This is a genomic window from Trinickia sp. (genome assembly GCF_036503415.1).
Taxonomy (GTDB): domain Bacteria; phylum Pseudomonadota; class Gammaproteobacteria; order Burkholderiales; family Burkholderiaceae; genus Trinickia.
Window position 1 is genome coordinate 1 of record NZ_DASXWY010000173.1, and the last position, 16,526, is coordinate 16,526.

At 57.8% G+C, this 16,526-nt stretch carries 12 protein-coding genes and 1 pseudogene; 3 read left to right on the top strand and 10 right to left on the bottom strand.

From position 1 onward, the window contains the following. The 3 genes and pseudogenes from VGL01_RS21575 to VGL01_RS21585 all read left to right on the top strand — a co-directional run. Positions 1-505 (top strand): annotated as a pseudogene (locus tag VGL01_RS21575) (glycosyltransferase); the annotation flags it as partial. Between the two features lie 110 nt (positions 506-615). Continuing rightward, complete coding sequence (locus tag VGL01_RS21580; RefSeq protein WP_331572986.1) at positions 616-2,811, top strand: DUF7024 domain-containing protein; 2,196 nt, start codon at positions 616-618, stop codon at positions 2,809-2,811. Positions 2,812-2,961: 150 nt separating this feature from the next. After that, positions 2,962-4,449, top strand: coding sequence for a hypothetical protein (locus VGL01_RS21585; RefSeq protein ID WP_331572987.1), 1,488 nt, complete (start codon positions 2,962-2,964; stop codon positions 4,447-4,449). Between the two features lie 48 nt (positions 4,450-4,497). Here VGL01_RS21585 and VGL01_RS21590 read toward each other — a convergent pair whose 3' ends face one another. From VGL01_RS21590 to rfbA, 10 genes are all read right to left on the bottom strand, one after another. Next, the gene (locus VGL01_RS21590; RefSeq protein ID WP_331572989.1) at positions 4,498-5,451 is read right to left on the bottom strand and encodes a methyltransferase domain-containing protein; all 954 of its coding nucleotides are present in this window, start codon (positions 5,449-5,451) and stop codon (positions 4,498-4,500) included. A 149-nt stretch (positions 5,452-5,600) separates the two neighbouring features. Next, the gene (locus VGL01_RS21595) at positions 5,601-8,186 is read right to left on the bottom strand and encodes a glycosyltransferase family 1 protein (protein WP_331572991.1); all 2,586 of its coding nucleotides are present in this window, start codon (positions 8,184-8,186) and stop codon (positions 5,601-5,603) included. Between the two features lie 18 nt (positions 8,187-8,204). After that, positions 8,205-9,533, bottom strand: a complete 1,329-nt coding sequence (locus VGL01_RS21600; RefSeq protein WP_331572993.1) for a class I SAM-dependent methyltransferase — start codon at positions 9,531-9,533, stop codon at positions 8,205-8,207. Between the two features lie 15 nt (positions 9,534-9,548). Next, positions 9,549-10,778, bottom strand: a complete 1,230-nt coding sequence (locus VGL01_RS21605) for an ABC transporter ATP-binding protein (RefSeq protein ID WP_331572995.1) — start codon at positions 10,776-10,778, stop codon at positions 9,549-9,551. Between the two features lie 125 nt (positions 10,779-10,903). Continuing rightward, a complete protein-coding gene (gmd, locus tag VGL01_RS21610) occupies positions 10,904-11,938 on the bottom strand; it encodes a GDP-mannose 4,6-dehydratase (RefSeq protein ID WP_331572997.1) in 1,035 nt (344 codons plus the stop codon). A gap of 160 nt (positions 11,939-12,098) precedes the next feature. Beyond that, positions 12,099-12,893 (bottom strand): ABC transporter permease, encoded by a 795-nt coding sequence (locus VGL01_RS21615; protein WP_331572999.1) that lies wholly within the window; start codon positions 12,891-12,893, stop codon positions 12,099-12,101. A 35-nt stretch (positions 12,894-12,928) separates the two neighbouring features. Then, positions 12,929-13,840: a dTDP-4-dehydrorhamnose reductase gene (gene rfbD, locus VGL01_RS21620; RefSeq protein ID WP_331573000.1), complete on the bottom strand. Its 912-nt coding sequence runs from the start codon at positions 13,838-13,840 to the stop codon at positions 12,929-12,931. A 202-nt stretch (positions 13,841-14,042) separates the two neighbouring features. Beyond that, positions 14,043-14,969 carry an NAD-dependent epimerase/dehydratase family protein gene (locus tag VGL01_RS21625; RefSeq protein ID WP_331573001.1) on the bottom strand — a complete coding sequence of 309 codons (927 nt, stop codon included), beginning with the start codon at positions 14,967-14,969 and terminating at the stop codon, positions 14,043-14,045. A gap of 33 nt (positions 14,970-15,002) precedes the next feature. Then, positions 15,003-15,554, bottom strand: coding sequence for a dTDP-4-dehydrorhamnose 3,5-epimerase (rfbC, locus tag VGL01_RS21630; RefSeq protein ID WP_331573003.1), 552 nt, complete (start codon positions 15,552-15,554; stop codon positions 15,003-15,005). Then, on the bottom strand, positions 15,551-16,432 hold the full coding sequence (gene rfbA, locus VGL01_RS21635) for a glucose-1-phosphate thymidylyltransferase RfbA (protein ID WP_331573006.1): 882 nt from the start codon (positions 16,430-16,432) through the stop codon (positions 15,551-15,553). The genes rfbC and rfbA overlap by 4 nt, the downstream gene beginning before the upstream one ends. Between the last annotated feature and the right edge of the window lie 94 nt (positions 16,433-16,526).

Consider the following 16,526-nt stretch of genomic DNA (forward strand, 5'->3'; position numbering starts at 1 on the left):
CATCGAGATCCTGAGGAAGATCGATGATCCGTATCCGTACTTCCGCGGGCTCATCTGCGAGATCGGCTTCGATGCCGTGCAGATCCCCTACGTGCAGCCTCGACGCAAACGAGGAATCTCGAAGAACAACTTTTATACGCTATATGACATCGCGATGCTCGGTATCACTTCGCATTCGAAGGTACCGCTCAGGCTCGCGACGATTGCGGGCTTCGTCTTGTCGGGGATGAGCCTTTGCGTGTCGTTCATCTACCTTGTCTTGAAGCTCATGTACTGGAACAGCTTCTCTATGGGCAGCGCGCCGATGCTGATAGGCTTGTTTTTCTTTTCCTCTGTTCAATTGTTCTTCATTGGGCTGCTGGGGGAGTACGTTGGGGCGATTCTCACGTATGCGCAGAGGCGGCCGTTGGTAGTCGAACGTGAACGGATCACCGGAACTTCGGCAATGCCGAACGCGGCGACGGGCAGCGAGGTCTCCGCCCAATCGACCTCGCCAGCCGCTTGAAAAAAGGAGAACGCCGTCCTATGGGCAGTCCAATTGCAAACCAAACGACGCCGGTCACATCAGCGCAGAAATCTGCTTTCTGGCCCCGAATCGTTCCATGGTTTGTCGCCATGGCATCGCTGATCGTCGGTTGGCTTGCAGTGGGAGGCAGGACATTCCAGCTGCATGTCCCGGCGTTCTATTCCGGTGATGGCCTGTTCACGCTAACCCTCATCAAGCGATTGATCGAAAACCCCTGGGTCTTCCAGAGCCAAGCACTGGGTTATCCTTTTGGCGCCTCGCTTTACGACTATCCGATCCCCGATTCGGGAAGCCTGCTGTTTCTCAAAGTAATCGGAATCGCTACGCACAGCGCCGGGGCTGCTTACAACATTTACTATTTGCTCGGCTTCCCGCTCAATGCGTTGGCGGCCTACTACGCCTTTGGGCGATTCGGCGTGTCCAGAACGCCCTTCCGCGCTGTCGGAGCCTTTGCTTTCGCGGTATTGCCGTTTCACTTCATGCGAATGGGCCACTTGCTCTATACGTGGTACTTCTCGGCGCCGATTTTTGCCTTATTCGCATATAGGATCTACCAAGGCCAAAGAGCACAGTTTTTCAAAGGACGCCCCTGGGCGAACGGGGCGCTCTATGGCGCATTGCTCTTGGCGCTGTCGTGTTTCGGGGTCTACTACGCTTTCTTCGGCGTACTCATGTTGCTTACCGGCGGTGCAACAGGTGCTGCCCGCACCCGCTCGCTCACGCCTCTTATTCGATCCATCTTGGCTACCTCGGTCGTGACGATCGGGATTGTCGCCAACGTCGCACCGAATCTTGCCTATCGAGTCACGCACGGCGTCAACGAAGAAACGGCCCAACGATCCGCTGCCGAATCGGAGCGGTACGGTCTCAAGATCGCACAGATGCTGCTGCCGCGCCCGCACCATCGATTCGCGCCATTCGCCGAATTGAACGAGGCTTACTCAACCACGTTTCCTCTGGTGAACGAAAACGATTCATCCGCCGGGGGCATGATCGCGTCAGCAGGCTTTCTGATTCTCTTACTGTCGGTCGTCCTTCATCGAAAAAAGACGGGTGAATCCGACAGCATGCCATTTCTGGCATCCCTCGCGCTGGTCATGATCCTGTTTTGCACGATAGGCGGCTTTTCATCGCTCTTTAGTTTGCTGATCAGTCCGATGATCCGGGCGTGGAACCGCGCAAGCGTCTTTGTTGCGTTCATCAGCGTTTGTGCCGCGATGTTGAGCCTCGATCGTTTGGCAGGCCGTTATCGTCTCTCCAACGCCTCTATCATCGGACTCGCCATTGCGCTTGCCGGATTTGCCGTCTGGGACCAAAAGGCGCCTGGCTGCGGACCGTGCTTCGCTGCAAATAAAGCGACTTTTGAAGACGATGCTCGATTCGTCGCGTCGATCGAAAACAGATTGCCCCCCGGCTCGGCGGTCTACCAACTGCCGTACATGCCCTTCCCTGAAGTGCCGCCCTTGAATAAATTGCAAGCGTACGATCAAGCGCTTGGTTACCTGCACTCCCGCTCGTTGAAATGGAGCTACGGTTTAATGAAAGGAAGAAACGGCGATCTTTTCTTCCGTGCGCTCTCACAGGAATCCGTCCAGCGGCAAATCGATGTCATTCGCAAGCTTGGGTTCCGAGGGGTGTATCTTGATCGCCGGGGGTACACGGACGGTGGAGTGCAGATTGAACGCGCTTTAACTAGCGCGACCGGACATCCACCGGTGCTAATCAGTGGAAGCAATCAACAGGTATTCTTCGACCTCGTCGCAGAAGGCAACAACGATGCGGTACCTGCGCAGCAGGGTCTGACCGATCGTCAGATCATGGAACGTGCGGGATTCGTCGTCGATAAACTCGGTATACGGTCCGTGGCGACACTCCATGACGGCATTGATTTTTCAGGCCCATCGGTTCCGACGTTCCTGTCCGACATTAATGGCCTATCGAGCCCCGAGCCATGGGGCCGATGGTCCGACGCAAATCTTGCTCCAGCAGTCACGCTGACTTTCGCGGCACCGCTTCCAAAGCGCTTCGTGCTACACATCCGCTGCCAAGGGTTTCAGCCCGATGTCGGCCGGACCACCAAGGTAACCGTAGGGCGACAGACGCGCCAGTTCGTACCCACGCCCGCCATGGGCGACTTCGCATTGCGCTTTGATGATCATGATGCAGCCAATGAAATCGAGATCCGTCCCGCCGGTCCTGTCTCGCCGCACGACGTCGGGATGAGCGCTGACACACGCAAGCTGGGCGTCGGGCTCCAGCGGCTGTGGATCGAGACGCTGCCGTGATGGCGAAAGCTGGTTCGCTGGGACAGCAGCGATTCGCACAAAGGGACCGCCGAACGATTGCGACGCATCCTTTGTGAGTCAGTCGACACAGATAGCGTTGACGCTACATAGCAGGCGCAACGCTGCAATTGCCCGGGATGCGACAAAAAAATGAATTATAAACTTAGCTCCACCAAAAGCATATTAATCTCGATTTCAGCCATCGCTCTTGTCGCGATCTTAATTATTCCCTATACGCGCAACGGGCTCTGGTTCGACGATTCACTAAACAGCGAAACCTGGGGGCTCGTCAACAGATTCCACACTAACTGGCTGAATTTTTCTCTTCAGGTTTGTCTAAAATGGTTGACGTCCTATGGCAGAATTTTATTATGCTGGCCGGCGATCTACGGCTTCTTCTATTATGTACATGACGCATTAACTGTCCGGGTATGCCATGTCTCACTCCTAATTATTCATCTACTGCTAACCATCTGGCTTCTAAAAAAACTCGGACTTTCGGGTAGGGCGACAGGATTCTTCATCCTATTACTGCCAATAATGTTTCAGATACGAAACAATGACGACCCTATCGCATCATATGCGATGTTCAGTCAAGCGCTCGGCATCTTGCTCGTCGTATCGTTGATGGCACTCCGCTGCGCGTGTATCCAGGCGAACATTCGATGGCTCGCGTTGTCGGGGCTATTGGCGGCTCTATCAACCACATTTTATGAAGAAAACGTCGTCTATTTACCGATGGCACTTGTGGCAACGGCACTATCGTTCCGCGCTCGCCGCGCGGCCGCCCTCTTTGTCGTCTCGGCGCCATTCGCACTTTTATTTATCGGGATTTTTTTGGCAAAGCACGGCGCAACGCTTCCCTACGATGGATCGCAGTTTGGCCGGGCGGCAGATATCCCCGTCACGTACATCAAGCAGCTTTTCTCCGCTCTACCCGGAAGCTTCTACGCTACGTCAGGACGAACCGAAATCTCCCTCACTAAGCTCATCGAACTAACTTTTTCTAGTCCGCTAGCACTGACCGTTGCCGCTCTTTGGTTTCTCATGGCAGCCGCTGTGTTACGCAGTCACGCCCGGAGGGATGGCGCTCCTAATTTCCTCATCGGAGGCGCTGCCGCCCTGCTCTTTTTGCCACCATTGCTGATCTCAGTGTCTGCGAAATATCAAGCAACCCTCGCCTGGGGCGGCGCCCATATCCCTGTCTACTACGAGTATTTCGGTTTGGCGCTTATGATCGCGATCATCGTCGATCGCACCGTGAAAAACGCATCGATCGCCGCGTTAGTAGGGGCACTACTTTTATCCATAACGCTAGCGATGAACTGGACGATGAATATGCATCAATCCGCGAAATTCGATGCTGTGTTTCGTGAGCCTCGTGAATCGTTTGTCGCGGCTCTTGGAAGCGGGCTACTGAGAGATGTGCACGACGGCGATATCCTGCGGATGGATGGCCAACCGATCTTCATCAATGGAAACTTAATATTTCAAACCATCGGAAAACGTATCGTCTTGGAAAGGGAGGCGGCAATATTCGGCTGGTTCGAAGCAGCTCCAAGACCGCACGCGCGCCGGTTCAAGATATGGAGGGACGCAGCAAACGGTCATTGGAATCTGGAAAATCTCAGTCAGTAAGCACGGACAGTGTTCGCCTTTAGTTCGCCGACACACTGCGGCAGCTTGCTATTCGAGCTCAGACGACGGATATGACCTGTACAGCCACTGGGGCCGCTTTTCGCCCCCGCCTCCCTTGTACGTCGCACGGAGAAATATGTATTGACCGAGATCATGCCTCCTAAATTCTATCAGGTGGCCGAACTTGCTCAGATCCATAAAGTTAGGCGCCGAGTTCTCATGCACATCGGCCGCAAAAATTTCATCAACGGAAAACCCGAGATATTCCAGCAACGTAAATAGTTCGTGCTTGTTATATTCACGATTATGTCGGCCGTACGGGCCGTGAGCGCTATAGGGGTCATAAATATTCGCCCCAGCAATAAGCCGAGCGACATTTTCTAATCGGTTCACATTCGGAGTCGTAAGCACAAGGGTCCCACCCGGTCGGAGTACTTTTTTTATTTCTCGTAGCACCTTGCACGGGTCATTCAGCAAGTGCTCGATAATTTCACAAAATAAAATCACATCGAACGATTGCGCCCTGAAAGGAAAATCGTCTCGCTCGATATTAAAATGCTGAAATGAAAGCTCAGTCGACACAAGCCTGTGGCTCGTCACCGATTCGTTATGAAATACACGCTGAGTGTTGATGCCATCGGGAAACGCCGGGCTGAAGTAATTTGCAAGCGCCCACTCGACATCCGTGAAACTCTTTAGCAGCATCGTCGTGAAGTATGGATTAGCACCCAATTCAAGACCGCGGCAACCCGCGCCCGAACCGGAGAGCGCCCGACGCACCAGCCCGAAGGTATGAACGAATCGCTCAAAGTCCTGGACACAATACTCGCGAATAGACTCCGGCGCTTGTTCCTCGCGAACGGACTTCAACCAGTCGAACAGTTCATCCCTGGTGGTCCCGTCTGGCAACGGCAACGGAGGACGAAGTGGAAACGAGTCAATCGTGTACCCGTTACCTTCTTCCTTAGGGATGTGATCCTGCAGCGTGACGGCCCTTTGCACTTCGTTTCCGCGCCTTCGCATGAACATATACTCTCCTATACCAAAGCGGCGAGCGTAACGCCCGCCAAAGGGGATGAGTAATGCTGCTAGCGGGGCTCTCACCCCCGCTTAGCGTCGCAGTCTGATATTTATGTGCCGCATTCAAACCACTAGTCGACGCAAACCTCCGGGCGCCAACTTCCATACCACTTGTTTTGAAAAAGGATGCCCTTCACTTGATCGGCGCTCTGCGCCCATGTCAGCCACGCCATCCCAGTCGAGGGCGGCATGGTGCCAGCGTCGCGCAACCGTAGCGATTCTCGCACGCATTGCGCGAGTATATCCGCTCCATCGCCGTCAAAATATAGCGCATGCTCTTCCGCGACTTCCCGAAACACCGGAATATCGCGAGCAATGATCGGTAGACCCTTCTGTGCTGCTTCGATAAGCGGTAGACCAAACCCTTCTCCCTTGGACGCGACGATAAGGCAGGTCGCCGCTCCGTAGATTTGGTCGAGGTATTCGTCGCTGGCGCCTTCGATCCACAAAAAGCGCTTACCGCCCTCCGGATGCTGGCGGAGAATTCGATCGAAACCATTCAGGCCCCATCCCGCCTTTCCGACCACTGCCAGATTGACATCGACACCCGCAGCCCAAAGCGCGTCGAATGCCGCGATGGCCTGCTCGTGCCCCTTGCGCGGCTCAACCGTTCCTACCATCAGGAACGTCGGCTTCGAGCGCAGCGCGTCGAGTAGCTGATGTGCATTGTCAGGGAGTCCTTTCGAAGGCTGACTGTTTTCGATGTCAGCACCGAGATGGAAATACCCAAGCTTCAGCTCGCGCATTCGTTCAACCCCGGCCGTATCGAGCCAGTCCTTTAAATCGTCAGCGACCGCACGAGAGATGCCGATCAAGCCGTCAGAAACCGTAGCAATGGTTCTGAGCCACGGCGGGAAACACCCCGCGATACCCTCGTGGAACCACTCGGGACGCCTTACCGGCAGGAGGTCGTAGACAACGAAGTAGATATGCACGCCTCGCCGCCGTTGCTTAAGGAACCAGCGCTCCGCTTGGGGTATGCGGTCCGCGACAAGATCGAGCCCTAAGAAAACATCGCCGGCGCTCGTGTCGACCCACTCATCGCCGTCTGATGGCGCGTCTATCCCGAACTCGAGGCCGCGCCAAAACTCATTGGCATATCGGTAGGCCATCGTCGAGCGCTCCAGTCTCACGGGCCGCACCTTCCACCCCGTGGGGGCAGCAGTCATCAGTTGGCGAAGGATCGCTCGCGTGACCCGCTGAATGCCCGATTTCGCATCGACTTCAGACAGCACCGATACATCGATCAACAACTGACGGTCCCGGTTGGTACGCTGGTTCGCGGCGATGGCATCCGCAGCCGCGATGTAGTCCAATCCCATCGCGGAGGCATCGAGTTTTCTGAGCGCCTCGATCAATCGATGGTAACGATTGTCGGCCGATTCGCGACTATGGTGCAGATTGGCCGTCGCACTTTCCGCGGCACTAATGCCGGCACTCCGCGCCTCGACCGCCGCTTCGAATGCCCGTACCGCCCTACGCCCCGTCTCATCCCACGAGAAGCGGCTCGCGCGTGCGACCGCATCTTCTCGCAACGACGCCGCGAATTCATCATCGGTCAACGCCCGACGCATCATCGATGTCATCTGAGAGACGTTGAGCGGGTCGAACAATGCGTCGTTCCGCGCAATGACTTCAGGGATGCTCGTGGTATTCGAGCCGATCACGGCAGCACCGGCCGCCATCGCCTCGAGCGCCGGAAGACCGAAACCCTCGTGGAGCGAAGGGAAAACAAACAACCGACACTGGTTGTAGAGCGCCACGAGATCGGCGTCGGGAATATAACTGCCCAGCACCATCTCGTCATGGCGTAGTCCGTTCGCTTTGGCGATCCCATTCAGCTTGATCGCCTGCGCTTCGGTTGCCTGACATGCGAGGAACAGTTGATGCTGATGCCGCACCTCGATCGGCAGCTTGGAATACGCCACGATCAATCGCTCGAGGTTCTTACGGGACTCCACGATCCCCGTGGTCATCACGAATGGGCGTTCGATCGAATACCGTTTGTACAAATCGCGCACTGCTTGCTCGGAAAGCTCGACCCGCTTGAAGGTGCCAGACGCCCCCGACGAGATATTGATGATCCTCTCGCCAGGAATCCCGAGCTCTCGGGACGCTTCTTCCGCGCAGTACTGAGAAATGGCGAGCAGCACGTCCGCCCGCTTCAACGCATCGATCTTTCCGTTGTAATGCTGTCTGACGCCCGGATCCGCGAGATAACGCTCAGGATTCAGAAACGGGATGAGGTCATAGAGCGTAACGGCCGTAACGACATTCGCATCGAATGCCTTGACCGAGCTCGTCGATTGGTCGACATACCCCTCGAACAAGCTGCTGATATGGATGAGATCCGGCTCCAACTCCGCAATCGCATATTCGCGAATGAGTCGGGCCGCGGCCACGCGCCAGTTGCCCAGCCCTTGATAGGGCGTCAGAGATGGCATGGCAAAAACGGCGATGCGTTCGTCGGGCAAGAGCCCCGCGAACGATGCGCGAATGCTCTCTATCGAATCAGGAAAGGCATCGCTCAGGACCACCCATATTTCGTGCTGCCCTGCATTCCGAACGATCGCCCTCGCCAACGCCATGCTATACCGGCCGATCCCTCGGAACCGGCTCGCGGATTGGCAGCCTTGAAGGTCCAATACGATGCGCATAGTCGTCCTAACTTTGATTTATGGGGAGTTGCGATCTTTCGCGCCAGTCAGATCCGAATGGATCTTCCGGCCGCGGGCCGTCAAACGATCGACGGAATCGATCTCGTCGTCGACACCGGCGCCGACACCGCGAAGCGCATCGGCCCCGATCACACCCACCAGGCGGGAACGCAGTGCAGGAAACTTCGTCAGAACAGCGGAGATACGTGCTTTCAATACCGGCCGGCAACGCACATACGCCGCCGCGTGTAACAGAACGAGTTTGACGCGAGGCTTGACGCCTGATGGCGACAGCCCAACCTTACGAAGCGCTTCCCCGCCGATCCGAATGGGCGCGGAGAGCCGCCAACTGCGGCTGCGATACATTGCGTTGATGTGATCCTGCAACCTCAGTATCTCCATCTCAGCCGTCGCGGCGCGCTGTTCGATCTTGAATCTCTCGGCTTCCGCTCGGCGTTCCGCTTCGCTCAGCCTGAGCTCGAGTTCACGGATTTGAATCTCCGCCTGGTACGCGCGCTCCTGCCATCTGCGCATTTCCGCCTGAGCCTCCACAACGGTCAGATTCAGCAGCTCCATGCTCCCCTCTTCGCTTTTGGATACAGCGAGCGAGGACCCGGTCACCAACGCCTGTGCAGCTTGCTCGAGGCCTGAGTCGCGCCGTTTGAATGCAATCACCGCATAGTCAGGTGCTTGCATCAAATTGTCGTCGATCGTCGAGACAACTTTGTTAATAATCGTTGCCCCGGCCAGCTCGGCAGGCATCAACTCCAGATCGCGCTGAAGCGCACCGCGGTTGACTGGAACGACCACAACGCTCTCGAAGCCGGAATACTCGGCCGCAAAGCTCAGCAGTACCGAGGGAATCGGCCGCTCATGGGTCGGATCGATATAGAAATTGCATGCGCCGACCACCAAGTTCGCTGGGTTCGGCGTCTCGAGAAGAATCGCGCCGCCTTCGTCCACAACGCGATACGCCTCTTTCAAAAAAGCCAGCAAGTTGTCGAAGCCCAGATGCTCGACGACGTGAAACGCGCTAAGAAGACTGTACGTGTTCTCGGGTTGCGCAGCCAGGAACTGCATTGCATCGGCCTTCCGCACGGTCAACCCCGCCGCGCGCCCCGCATCGACGAACTCCTCGTTGAGGTCGATCCCCTCAGCAGGAACACCGCATTCCTTCAACAGCTCGAGCCACTCGCCCCGCCCGCATCCCACATCGAGCACTTGCTTGGGCACCTTTGCATGCAGCGCCTCGACGACCGGCAAATAAACGCTCTGGCGCGCCTTGATCGTGTCCCGGCTTCCCCGAAAGCGATCTTCGAGCGCCCGGTAAAAATCGTCTGACAGCATAGGTCCCCGAATTTTCTATAGTTGATAGTTCACGGTGCTCACTTCCGGCTCCATCCAAGCGCAGCCGACAAATTTCTTTTTCGACATATTGAGCACCTGAAAAACGATCGCATGATCGCGCCACTCGTAATTCTTTTCGACATGGGTAGCGCCGGCGTGCAACGCCACGGCGATCGAATAATTCCCTTCACCGAGGTTCGCGGTGAACGCAAACCGGTACTTGATGCGCTCGCCCGCAGCATACGCCGAACGCGCGTGCGCAAGAAAATTGGTATTGGTGCCGAATATCGGCTGACCGAGCCGGTCTTTGATCGCATATCCGAGCACGAGGTCGGGCACGTTCTCGTGAACGCAAACATCGATCTCCAGCGCCACGTGGCTCCCCACATCGATCACCTCGACGCTCTTGCCGTCGGCATCGACGAGACGAATAGCGTCGACCGTGGCTTCGCCGGAGCCCGAGACGGTTCGCGTCTTGCCATCCTCGCCGCGCACCTGCTTGACGGTTTTGCCTTCGCGGTCCGCCAGCAGCGCGTTGTAGTAATCGAAAATCTCTTCGGGCTCGCCCTGCTTTTCCAGGCGTCCCTCGTTCAACAAAATGGCGCGATCGCAAATCGACTGAATCGCCGTCTTGTCGTGCGAGACGATCATCAGCGTCGTGCCCTGCTCGCGATAGGAGCGGATGCGATCGAAGCTCTTGTGCTGGAAGTAGGCATCGCCGACAGACAACGCTTCATCCACGATGAGAATGTCGGGGCGGCGGAATGTAGCCACGCTGAACGCAAGGCGCATTTGCATGCCGCTCGAATAGACCCGCACCGGTTGATCGATGGCGTCGCCAATTTCAGCGAACGCCTCGATCGCCGGCATGTTCGTCATGATCTCTTCAACCGGATGACCGAGCAGTTGCCCTGCCATGATGACGTTCTGGCGGCCCGTGAAGTCGGGATGAAAACCCATCCCCAACTCGAGCATCGCCGCAACGCGTCCCTGGACGCTGATGCTGCCGCGCGTGGGCTGCGTCGTGCCGGTAATCATTTTCAGCAACGTGCTCTTGCCCGCGCCATTGATACCGACGATGCCCACGGCCTCGCCCTGCTTCACGTCAAAGCTGACATCGCGCAATATCCATTTGAGCTGATGCCTGACGGCGTGCCCCGGCGCGACCCATTCGAGCAACCGCCCGAAACGCGACGAATATTGCTTGTAGGCCTTGCTGACGTTTTGTACGGAAATACTACCCATGAGATCGGGTCCGCGGTTACGAGTCGAAGCGTTGGACGCTGTGAGGAAAAGGCCCGGCCTCTTCTCGGCCAGGCTCGAATCGGCGCGGGCTCGAGGGCGCTGCAACGCCCTCTCGCTTCATCCGGTCAGAACGAGAACCCGGCTTCGTTTCGACGCAGATCGGCTTGCACCATCATCTTGCACAGCTCTTCGAGCGACGTCTTCGGCTCCCAGCCAAGCTTGGCCTTTGCCTTCGCCGGATCGCCGATCAGCAGCTCGACCTCGGCCGGCCGGTAGAACTTCGGGTTCACGCGCACGAGTACCTTGCCATTCGCAACGTTGACGCCTTCCTCTTTCTCGCCTTCGCCGCGCCACTTCAATTCGGTACCGACTGCCTTGAATGCCATCGAGACGAAATCGCGCACGGTCTCCGTCCGATTGGTGGCCAGCACGAACGTATCGGGTTCGTCAGCCTGCAACATGCGCCACATGCCCTCGACATACTCTTTTGCGAAACCCCAATCGCGCTTGGCGTCGAGGTTACCCAGCTCGAGTACGTCGAGCTTGCCGAGCGAGATCTTCGCCGCCGAATCGGTGATCTTGCGCGTGACGAATTCGCGCCCACGCAGCGGCGATTCGTGATTGAACAAGATGCCGCTCGATCCGAAAATGTCGTACGACTCGCGGTAATTCACGGTGATCCAGTGGGCATACAGCTTGGCCACACCATAGGGGCTGCGAGGATAAAACGGCGTGTCTTCCTTTTGCGGAACGGCCTGCACCTTACCGAACATTTCAGACGTCGATGCTTGATAGAAGCGAATCGAGCGGTCAACGATACGAATGGCTTCGAGCAGATTCAAAGCGCCAACGCCGGTGATCTGCGCCGTCGTGCCGGGCTGATCGAACGAGACGCCAACGAAGCTTTGCGCAGCGAGGTTGTAGACTTCTCGCGGCTTTGCCATTTCGATGAGGCGAATGGAGGCGCCGAGATCGGTCAGATCGTGTTCGACAAGATGCAGATTGGGGTGATCGAGAACGCCCACCTCTTCCATGCGCCAGAAGTTCACCGAGCTCGTACGCCGGTACGTGCCAAAGACTTCGTACCCGCGCTCGAGCAACAATTGCGTCAGATACGCACCATCTTGACCGGTGATGCCGGTTACGACTGCCCTTGTCATTCCCTCTCCTTTGGAAAGCTGATCTTCGCGCCATATTCCGCGAAGAATCATCAAAATACCGAAATCGAACGCCGCAAATTATAGCCGAGCGCTCCTTGCCAAAAACGCTCAAAGCCAGCGGCTCGCCGCAACGGCGCATATCGCGCGCACAACGGACGCACTACAGCTCGTCGACCATTTCCGCCGCATGCCGCCGAAAAAGATGCATTCCAAGCAGGCAAAACAGCACACCGAGCACAAAGACAGGCCACACGAGCGACCAGTCGGGCCAAAGGCGGTTCACGAAGATCGTCTGGTATCCCTCGATCAATCGCGCCATCGGGTTGAGCCGGATCAATGGTCTGACCTGCTCCGGCAGCGCATGCCACGGATAGACAACGGGCGTGAACCAGAACCAGAACTGCAGAAGAATGCCCATGAATTGACCGACGTCGCGGAAAAAAACGTTGAGCACCCCCAACGTGATACCGAGCCCGATGCTGAAAAGGACCTGCGTCAACAGCAGCGGCACGAGACCCACGAATACGACGCCCGGAAAGTTTCCCGTGACGATAAGAAAAACCAAAAAGAGGCCGAAGATGATCGCGAAGTTCATCAGTGCGGAACACGTGACGATCACGGGCAGCACGATGCGAGGGAAGCTGAGCTTTTTCAGCAGATTGGCATTGTCGACGAAGACGCTTTGCGCGCGCGAAACGATCTCGGCGAAAAGCCCCCACGTCAATACGCCCGCACAAAGGTAAATGCTGTAGCCGAACGTGCTCTGCACACCAGGCAGCCTCGACTTCATCACCTCCGAAAACACGACCGTATACACGACGATCAACGCCAACGGTTGCAGCACGAGCCACAACGCGCCGAGCATGCTCGTGCGATAACGTGTCTGGAATTCGCGTTTCACGCTGCCGACGACAAAGCCCCTGTATCGCAGCAGCGCATTCAACAATGCAGCCAATTTATCTTCCTCGATGTTTCGTGCCGATGCCGGCCTCACCACGCTTGCCGGTCCTGCAAGCAGAGCGATAAAGCGTCCCGCCAATGCGGTGGCCGAATTCCAAACGCCGCGGCCAACTTCGCATTGGAAAGCCGCGAGTTGGCGGGCCGCCGCGCCGGCGTCGGGTATTCGCTCGCCGAAATCGGTACGACCTTCGGCGCCTTCTCCGGCGACGCAAGCTCGAAAATCGCCCGCGCGAATTCCGCCCATGAGGCCTCTCCGCTCGCGCTCAGATGATACGTACCGCTGCGCGCGAACCACCATTGCGCCCGCGCCTCAGGCGCCACCGCCATGGCCTGCGCAACGATATGCGCCGTCAGTGTCGCGATCGTACGCGACCACGTCGGGGCGCCGCGTTGATCGTCGACGATGCGCAGCTCGTCGCGCTCTTCGCCCAGGCGCAGCATCGTCTTCATAAAATTGCGCCCGCGCGCGCCATAGACCCAACTCGTACGCAAAATCAGATGCGCGGCGCCAGCCTGCTCGATGGCGCGCTCGCCGGCCAATTTGCTCGCACCGTAGACATTCAACGGGCCGGGCGCGTCGTCTTCTTCATAGGCCCCTTGCTTCGTGCCATCGAAGACATAGTCCGTCGAATAATGGATCAGCGGCACGCCCATCGCATGGGCCGCCGCAGCCAATACACCAGGCGCATGCGCATTGACGCGCATCGCGGTATCGACATCGCTCTCGGCCTGATCGACAGCGGTATAGGCACCCGGGTTGACGATCAGCGCAGGGCGGATTTCATCGAGCGCCGCCTCGATCGAACGCGCATCGGCGAGATCGAGTGCATCGCGCCGCGGCGCGATCACCGTTCCCAGCCCCTGAAGCGTGCGCACGAGCTCGAAGCCTACTTGCCCCGACGCGCCGGTAACGAGAATGATCGGTTGGTTCGAATCGGACATGAACGAGTGCACCCCGAAGACAGATACCGGACAGATGCCAGCCGACGAAAGCGCCACGACGCGAGGACACGAGATTATAGAAGCACACGGGGGGTAACCGAAGGTCCCTAACAATCTGAAACACCGCAATCGGGTGAATTTTGCCGACCCGAGACCGCGGCAAGGTACAAATTGCCGCTCCACCGCCTACTTTTGGCTGCGCTCAGTGATGCTCGCGTTGAACCATCCAACGAATGGTGTCGGCGAATTCGATAGGTTCGACATCGGGAACCAGTTGCCGCAGCTTCTCGGCCGAGCCGATCAGCATTTTGACCTCGTTGTCCCGAACGAATGCGCGGTTCACTCGGATGTCGAGATCATGATGCGAGGCTTCCCGCACCATGTCGATGACCTGATGCAGCGTGTACGCGCGCTCGCTGCAGACATTCACGACCTCACCGGCCGCCTTGCCGGCCAACAACGAGCGATAGATGCTTGCCACCATTCGCACGTCGGAGAAATCCCGCGCCACGTCGAGGTTGCCCAACTCGATGAACGGCCTGCGCTGCACGAAGTGCGAAACGATCTTGGGCACGAGAAAGCGCGGCTCCTGCCCACGTCCCGTGTAGTTGAACGGCCGCGTGACAACGATGGGCAAGCGGTCGAACCAGGTCCGCACCAGGTGCTCCATCGCAAGCTTGCTGGCCGCATAGTGGTTCACCGGCGCGGGTGCAACGCTCTCGTCCACCACGCCCGCGGCGTTGCCGTAGACGTTCGCGCTGCTGGCGACGAGGACCTTCTCGGGATGGCATCCCACGTCGATGCAGGCTTGCAGCAGGTTCAGCGTGCCGAGCACGTTGACGCGATACATGTCGAGCGCGTCGTCATGCGCCACGAAACTGATCGCCGCCAGATGAACGAGATGCGTAGGCCGCACTTCGCCAATCACGCGGCGGCAATCGTGCAGCGACGAAATATCGAGCAGATGCTCGTGCGCGCCGGCCGTTTCGCCGCGCGCAAGCGTGCCGATCACCTCGTAGCCGGCGCGCTCGAGTTCGTTGCGGACATAGACGCCCGTAAAGCCGCGAGCGCCGGTCAGCAATACACGCCGACGCCCTGGCTGAGAAGAAGATTCCAATCCAACACCCATCTTAGATTTCGATTTTTTTACGAACCCGTTCGCTCACTCGAACAGGTCGGCATCGGCCAATAAGCGGCCGGCGGCATCCTTGGCGGCCAGGATCGGCTCGAACTCGATCGGCCATTCGATGCCGACGCTCGGATCGTTCCAAAGCAGGCAGCGCTCGAACTCCGGATACCAATAATCGGTCGTCTTGTAGAGAAACTGCGCGGACTCGGACAGTACCACGAAGCCGTGCGCGAAGCCGGGCGGGATCCACAACTGCCGATGGTTCTCGGCCGACAACGTAATGCCCTCCCACTTGCCGAACGTGGGCGACGAGCGACGCAGGTCGACGGCCACGTCGAACACCTCGCCTTCCGTGACACGCACGAGCTTGCCCTGCGCATGCGCGATCTGATAATGCAGGCCGCGCAGCACGCCCTTGGCGGAACGCGAGTGATTGTCCTGTACGAACGTCACGCCGTCTTGCACTTGTTGCGCAAACTCGCGAGCGTTGAAGCTCTCGAAAAAGAAGCCGCGCGAATCGCCGAACACCTTGGGCTCGATGAGCTTCACGCCGTCGAGCGGCATCGAGGTCACTTGAATTGTCATGCGATCTGGTCGGTGAGAAGGCCCGTCAAATACGCGCCGTAGCTGCTCTTGCACAGCGGCTTCGCAAGCCTCAGCAGTTGCTCGGCATCGATCCAGTTGCGGCGATAGGCGATTTCCTCGGGGCAAGCCACCATCAGTCCCTGCCGCTTTTGCAGCGTGGCAATGAAGCTTGCCGCTTCGATCAGCGAATCGTGCGTGCCCGTATCGAGCCACGCATAGCCGCGCCCCATGATCTCGACGTCGAGCTTGCCCGCTTGCAGATAATGCGAGTTCACATCGGTGATCTCGAGCTCGCCGCGCGCCGAAGGCTTGATGCTCTTCGCAATCTCGCAAACGTGCTCGTCATAGAAGTAAAGCCCGGTCACGGCATAGTTCGAGCGCGGCTGCGCGGGCTTCTCTTCGATCGATAGCGCACGAAATGCCGAATCGAATTCAACGACGCCATACCGCTCCGGATCCTGAACGTGATACGCGAAAACCGTTGCGCCCGAGGTCCGCGCGTCGGCGCGTTCAAGCTGGCTGACCAGATCGTGGCCGTAGAAGATGTTGTCGCCCAGTATCAGCGTCGACGGCTTGCCATCGACAAAGTCCTTGCCGATGACGAACGCCTGCGCCAAACCGTCCGGGCTCGGCTGCACAGCGTATTGCAGGTTCATGCCCCACTGGCTGCCGTCGCCCAGCATCGCCTGGAAACGCGGCGTGTCCTGCGGCGTGGAGATGATCAGGACTTCGCGAATCCCGGAGACCATCAACGTGGACAACGGGTAGTAGATCATCGGCTTGTCGTATACCGGCAGCAGCTGTTTCGACACCGCATGGGTAATCGGATAGAGCCGCGTGCCGGAGCCGCCCGCGAGGATGATGCCTTTGCGCGCCATGGAGGCTCCTTCAGTCGCGTTTTGCATAGTTCGTTTCGAGCCACTTCCGGTAATCGCCGGAGGCCACTTCGCTCACCCAGGCCGCGTTGTCGAG

Bases quoted from the DNA above. Each gene is read 5' to 3' on its own strand.
- rfbC (WP_331573003.1), bottom strand. From the start codon at position 15,554: ATGACAATTCAAGTGACCTCGATGCCGCTCGACGGCGTGAAGCTCATC.
- VGL01_RS21595 (WP_331572991.1), bottom strand. From the start codon at position 8,186: ATGCGCATCGTATTGGACCTTCAAGGCTGCCAATCCGCGAGCCGGTTC.
- VGL01_RS21605 (WP_331572995.1), bottom strand. From the start codon at position 10,778: ATGGGTAGTATTTCCGTACAAAACGTCAGCAAGGCCTACAAGCAATAT.
- VGL01_RS21580 (WP_331572986.1), top strand. From the start codon at position 616: ATGGCATCGCTGATCGTCGGTTGGCTTGCAGTGGGAGGCAGGACATTC.
- VGL01_RS21600 (WP_331572993.1), bottom strand. From the start codon at position 9,533: ATGCTGTCAGACGATTTTTACCGGGCGCTCGAAGATCGCTTTCGGGGA.
- VGL01_RS21585 (WP_331572987.1), top strand. From the start codon at position 2,962: ATGAATTATAAACTTAGCTCCACCAAAAGCATATTAATCTCGATTTCA.
- rfbA (WP_331573006.1), bottom strand. From the start codon at position 16,432: ATGGCGCGCAAAGGCATCATCCTCGCGGGCGGCTCCGGCACGCGGCTC.
- gmd (WP_331572997.1), bottom strand. From the start codon at position 11,938: ATGACAAGGGCAGTCGTAACCGGCATCACCGGTCAAGATGGTGCGTAT.
- rfbD (WP_331573000.1), bottom strand. From the start codon at position 13,840: ATGTCCGATTCGAACCAACCGATCATTCTCGTTACCGGCGCGTCGGGG.
- VGL01_RS21625 (WP_331573001.1), bottom strand. From the start codon at position 14,969: ATGGGTGTTGGATTGGAATCTTCTTCTCAGCCAGGGCGTCGGCGTGTA.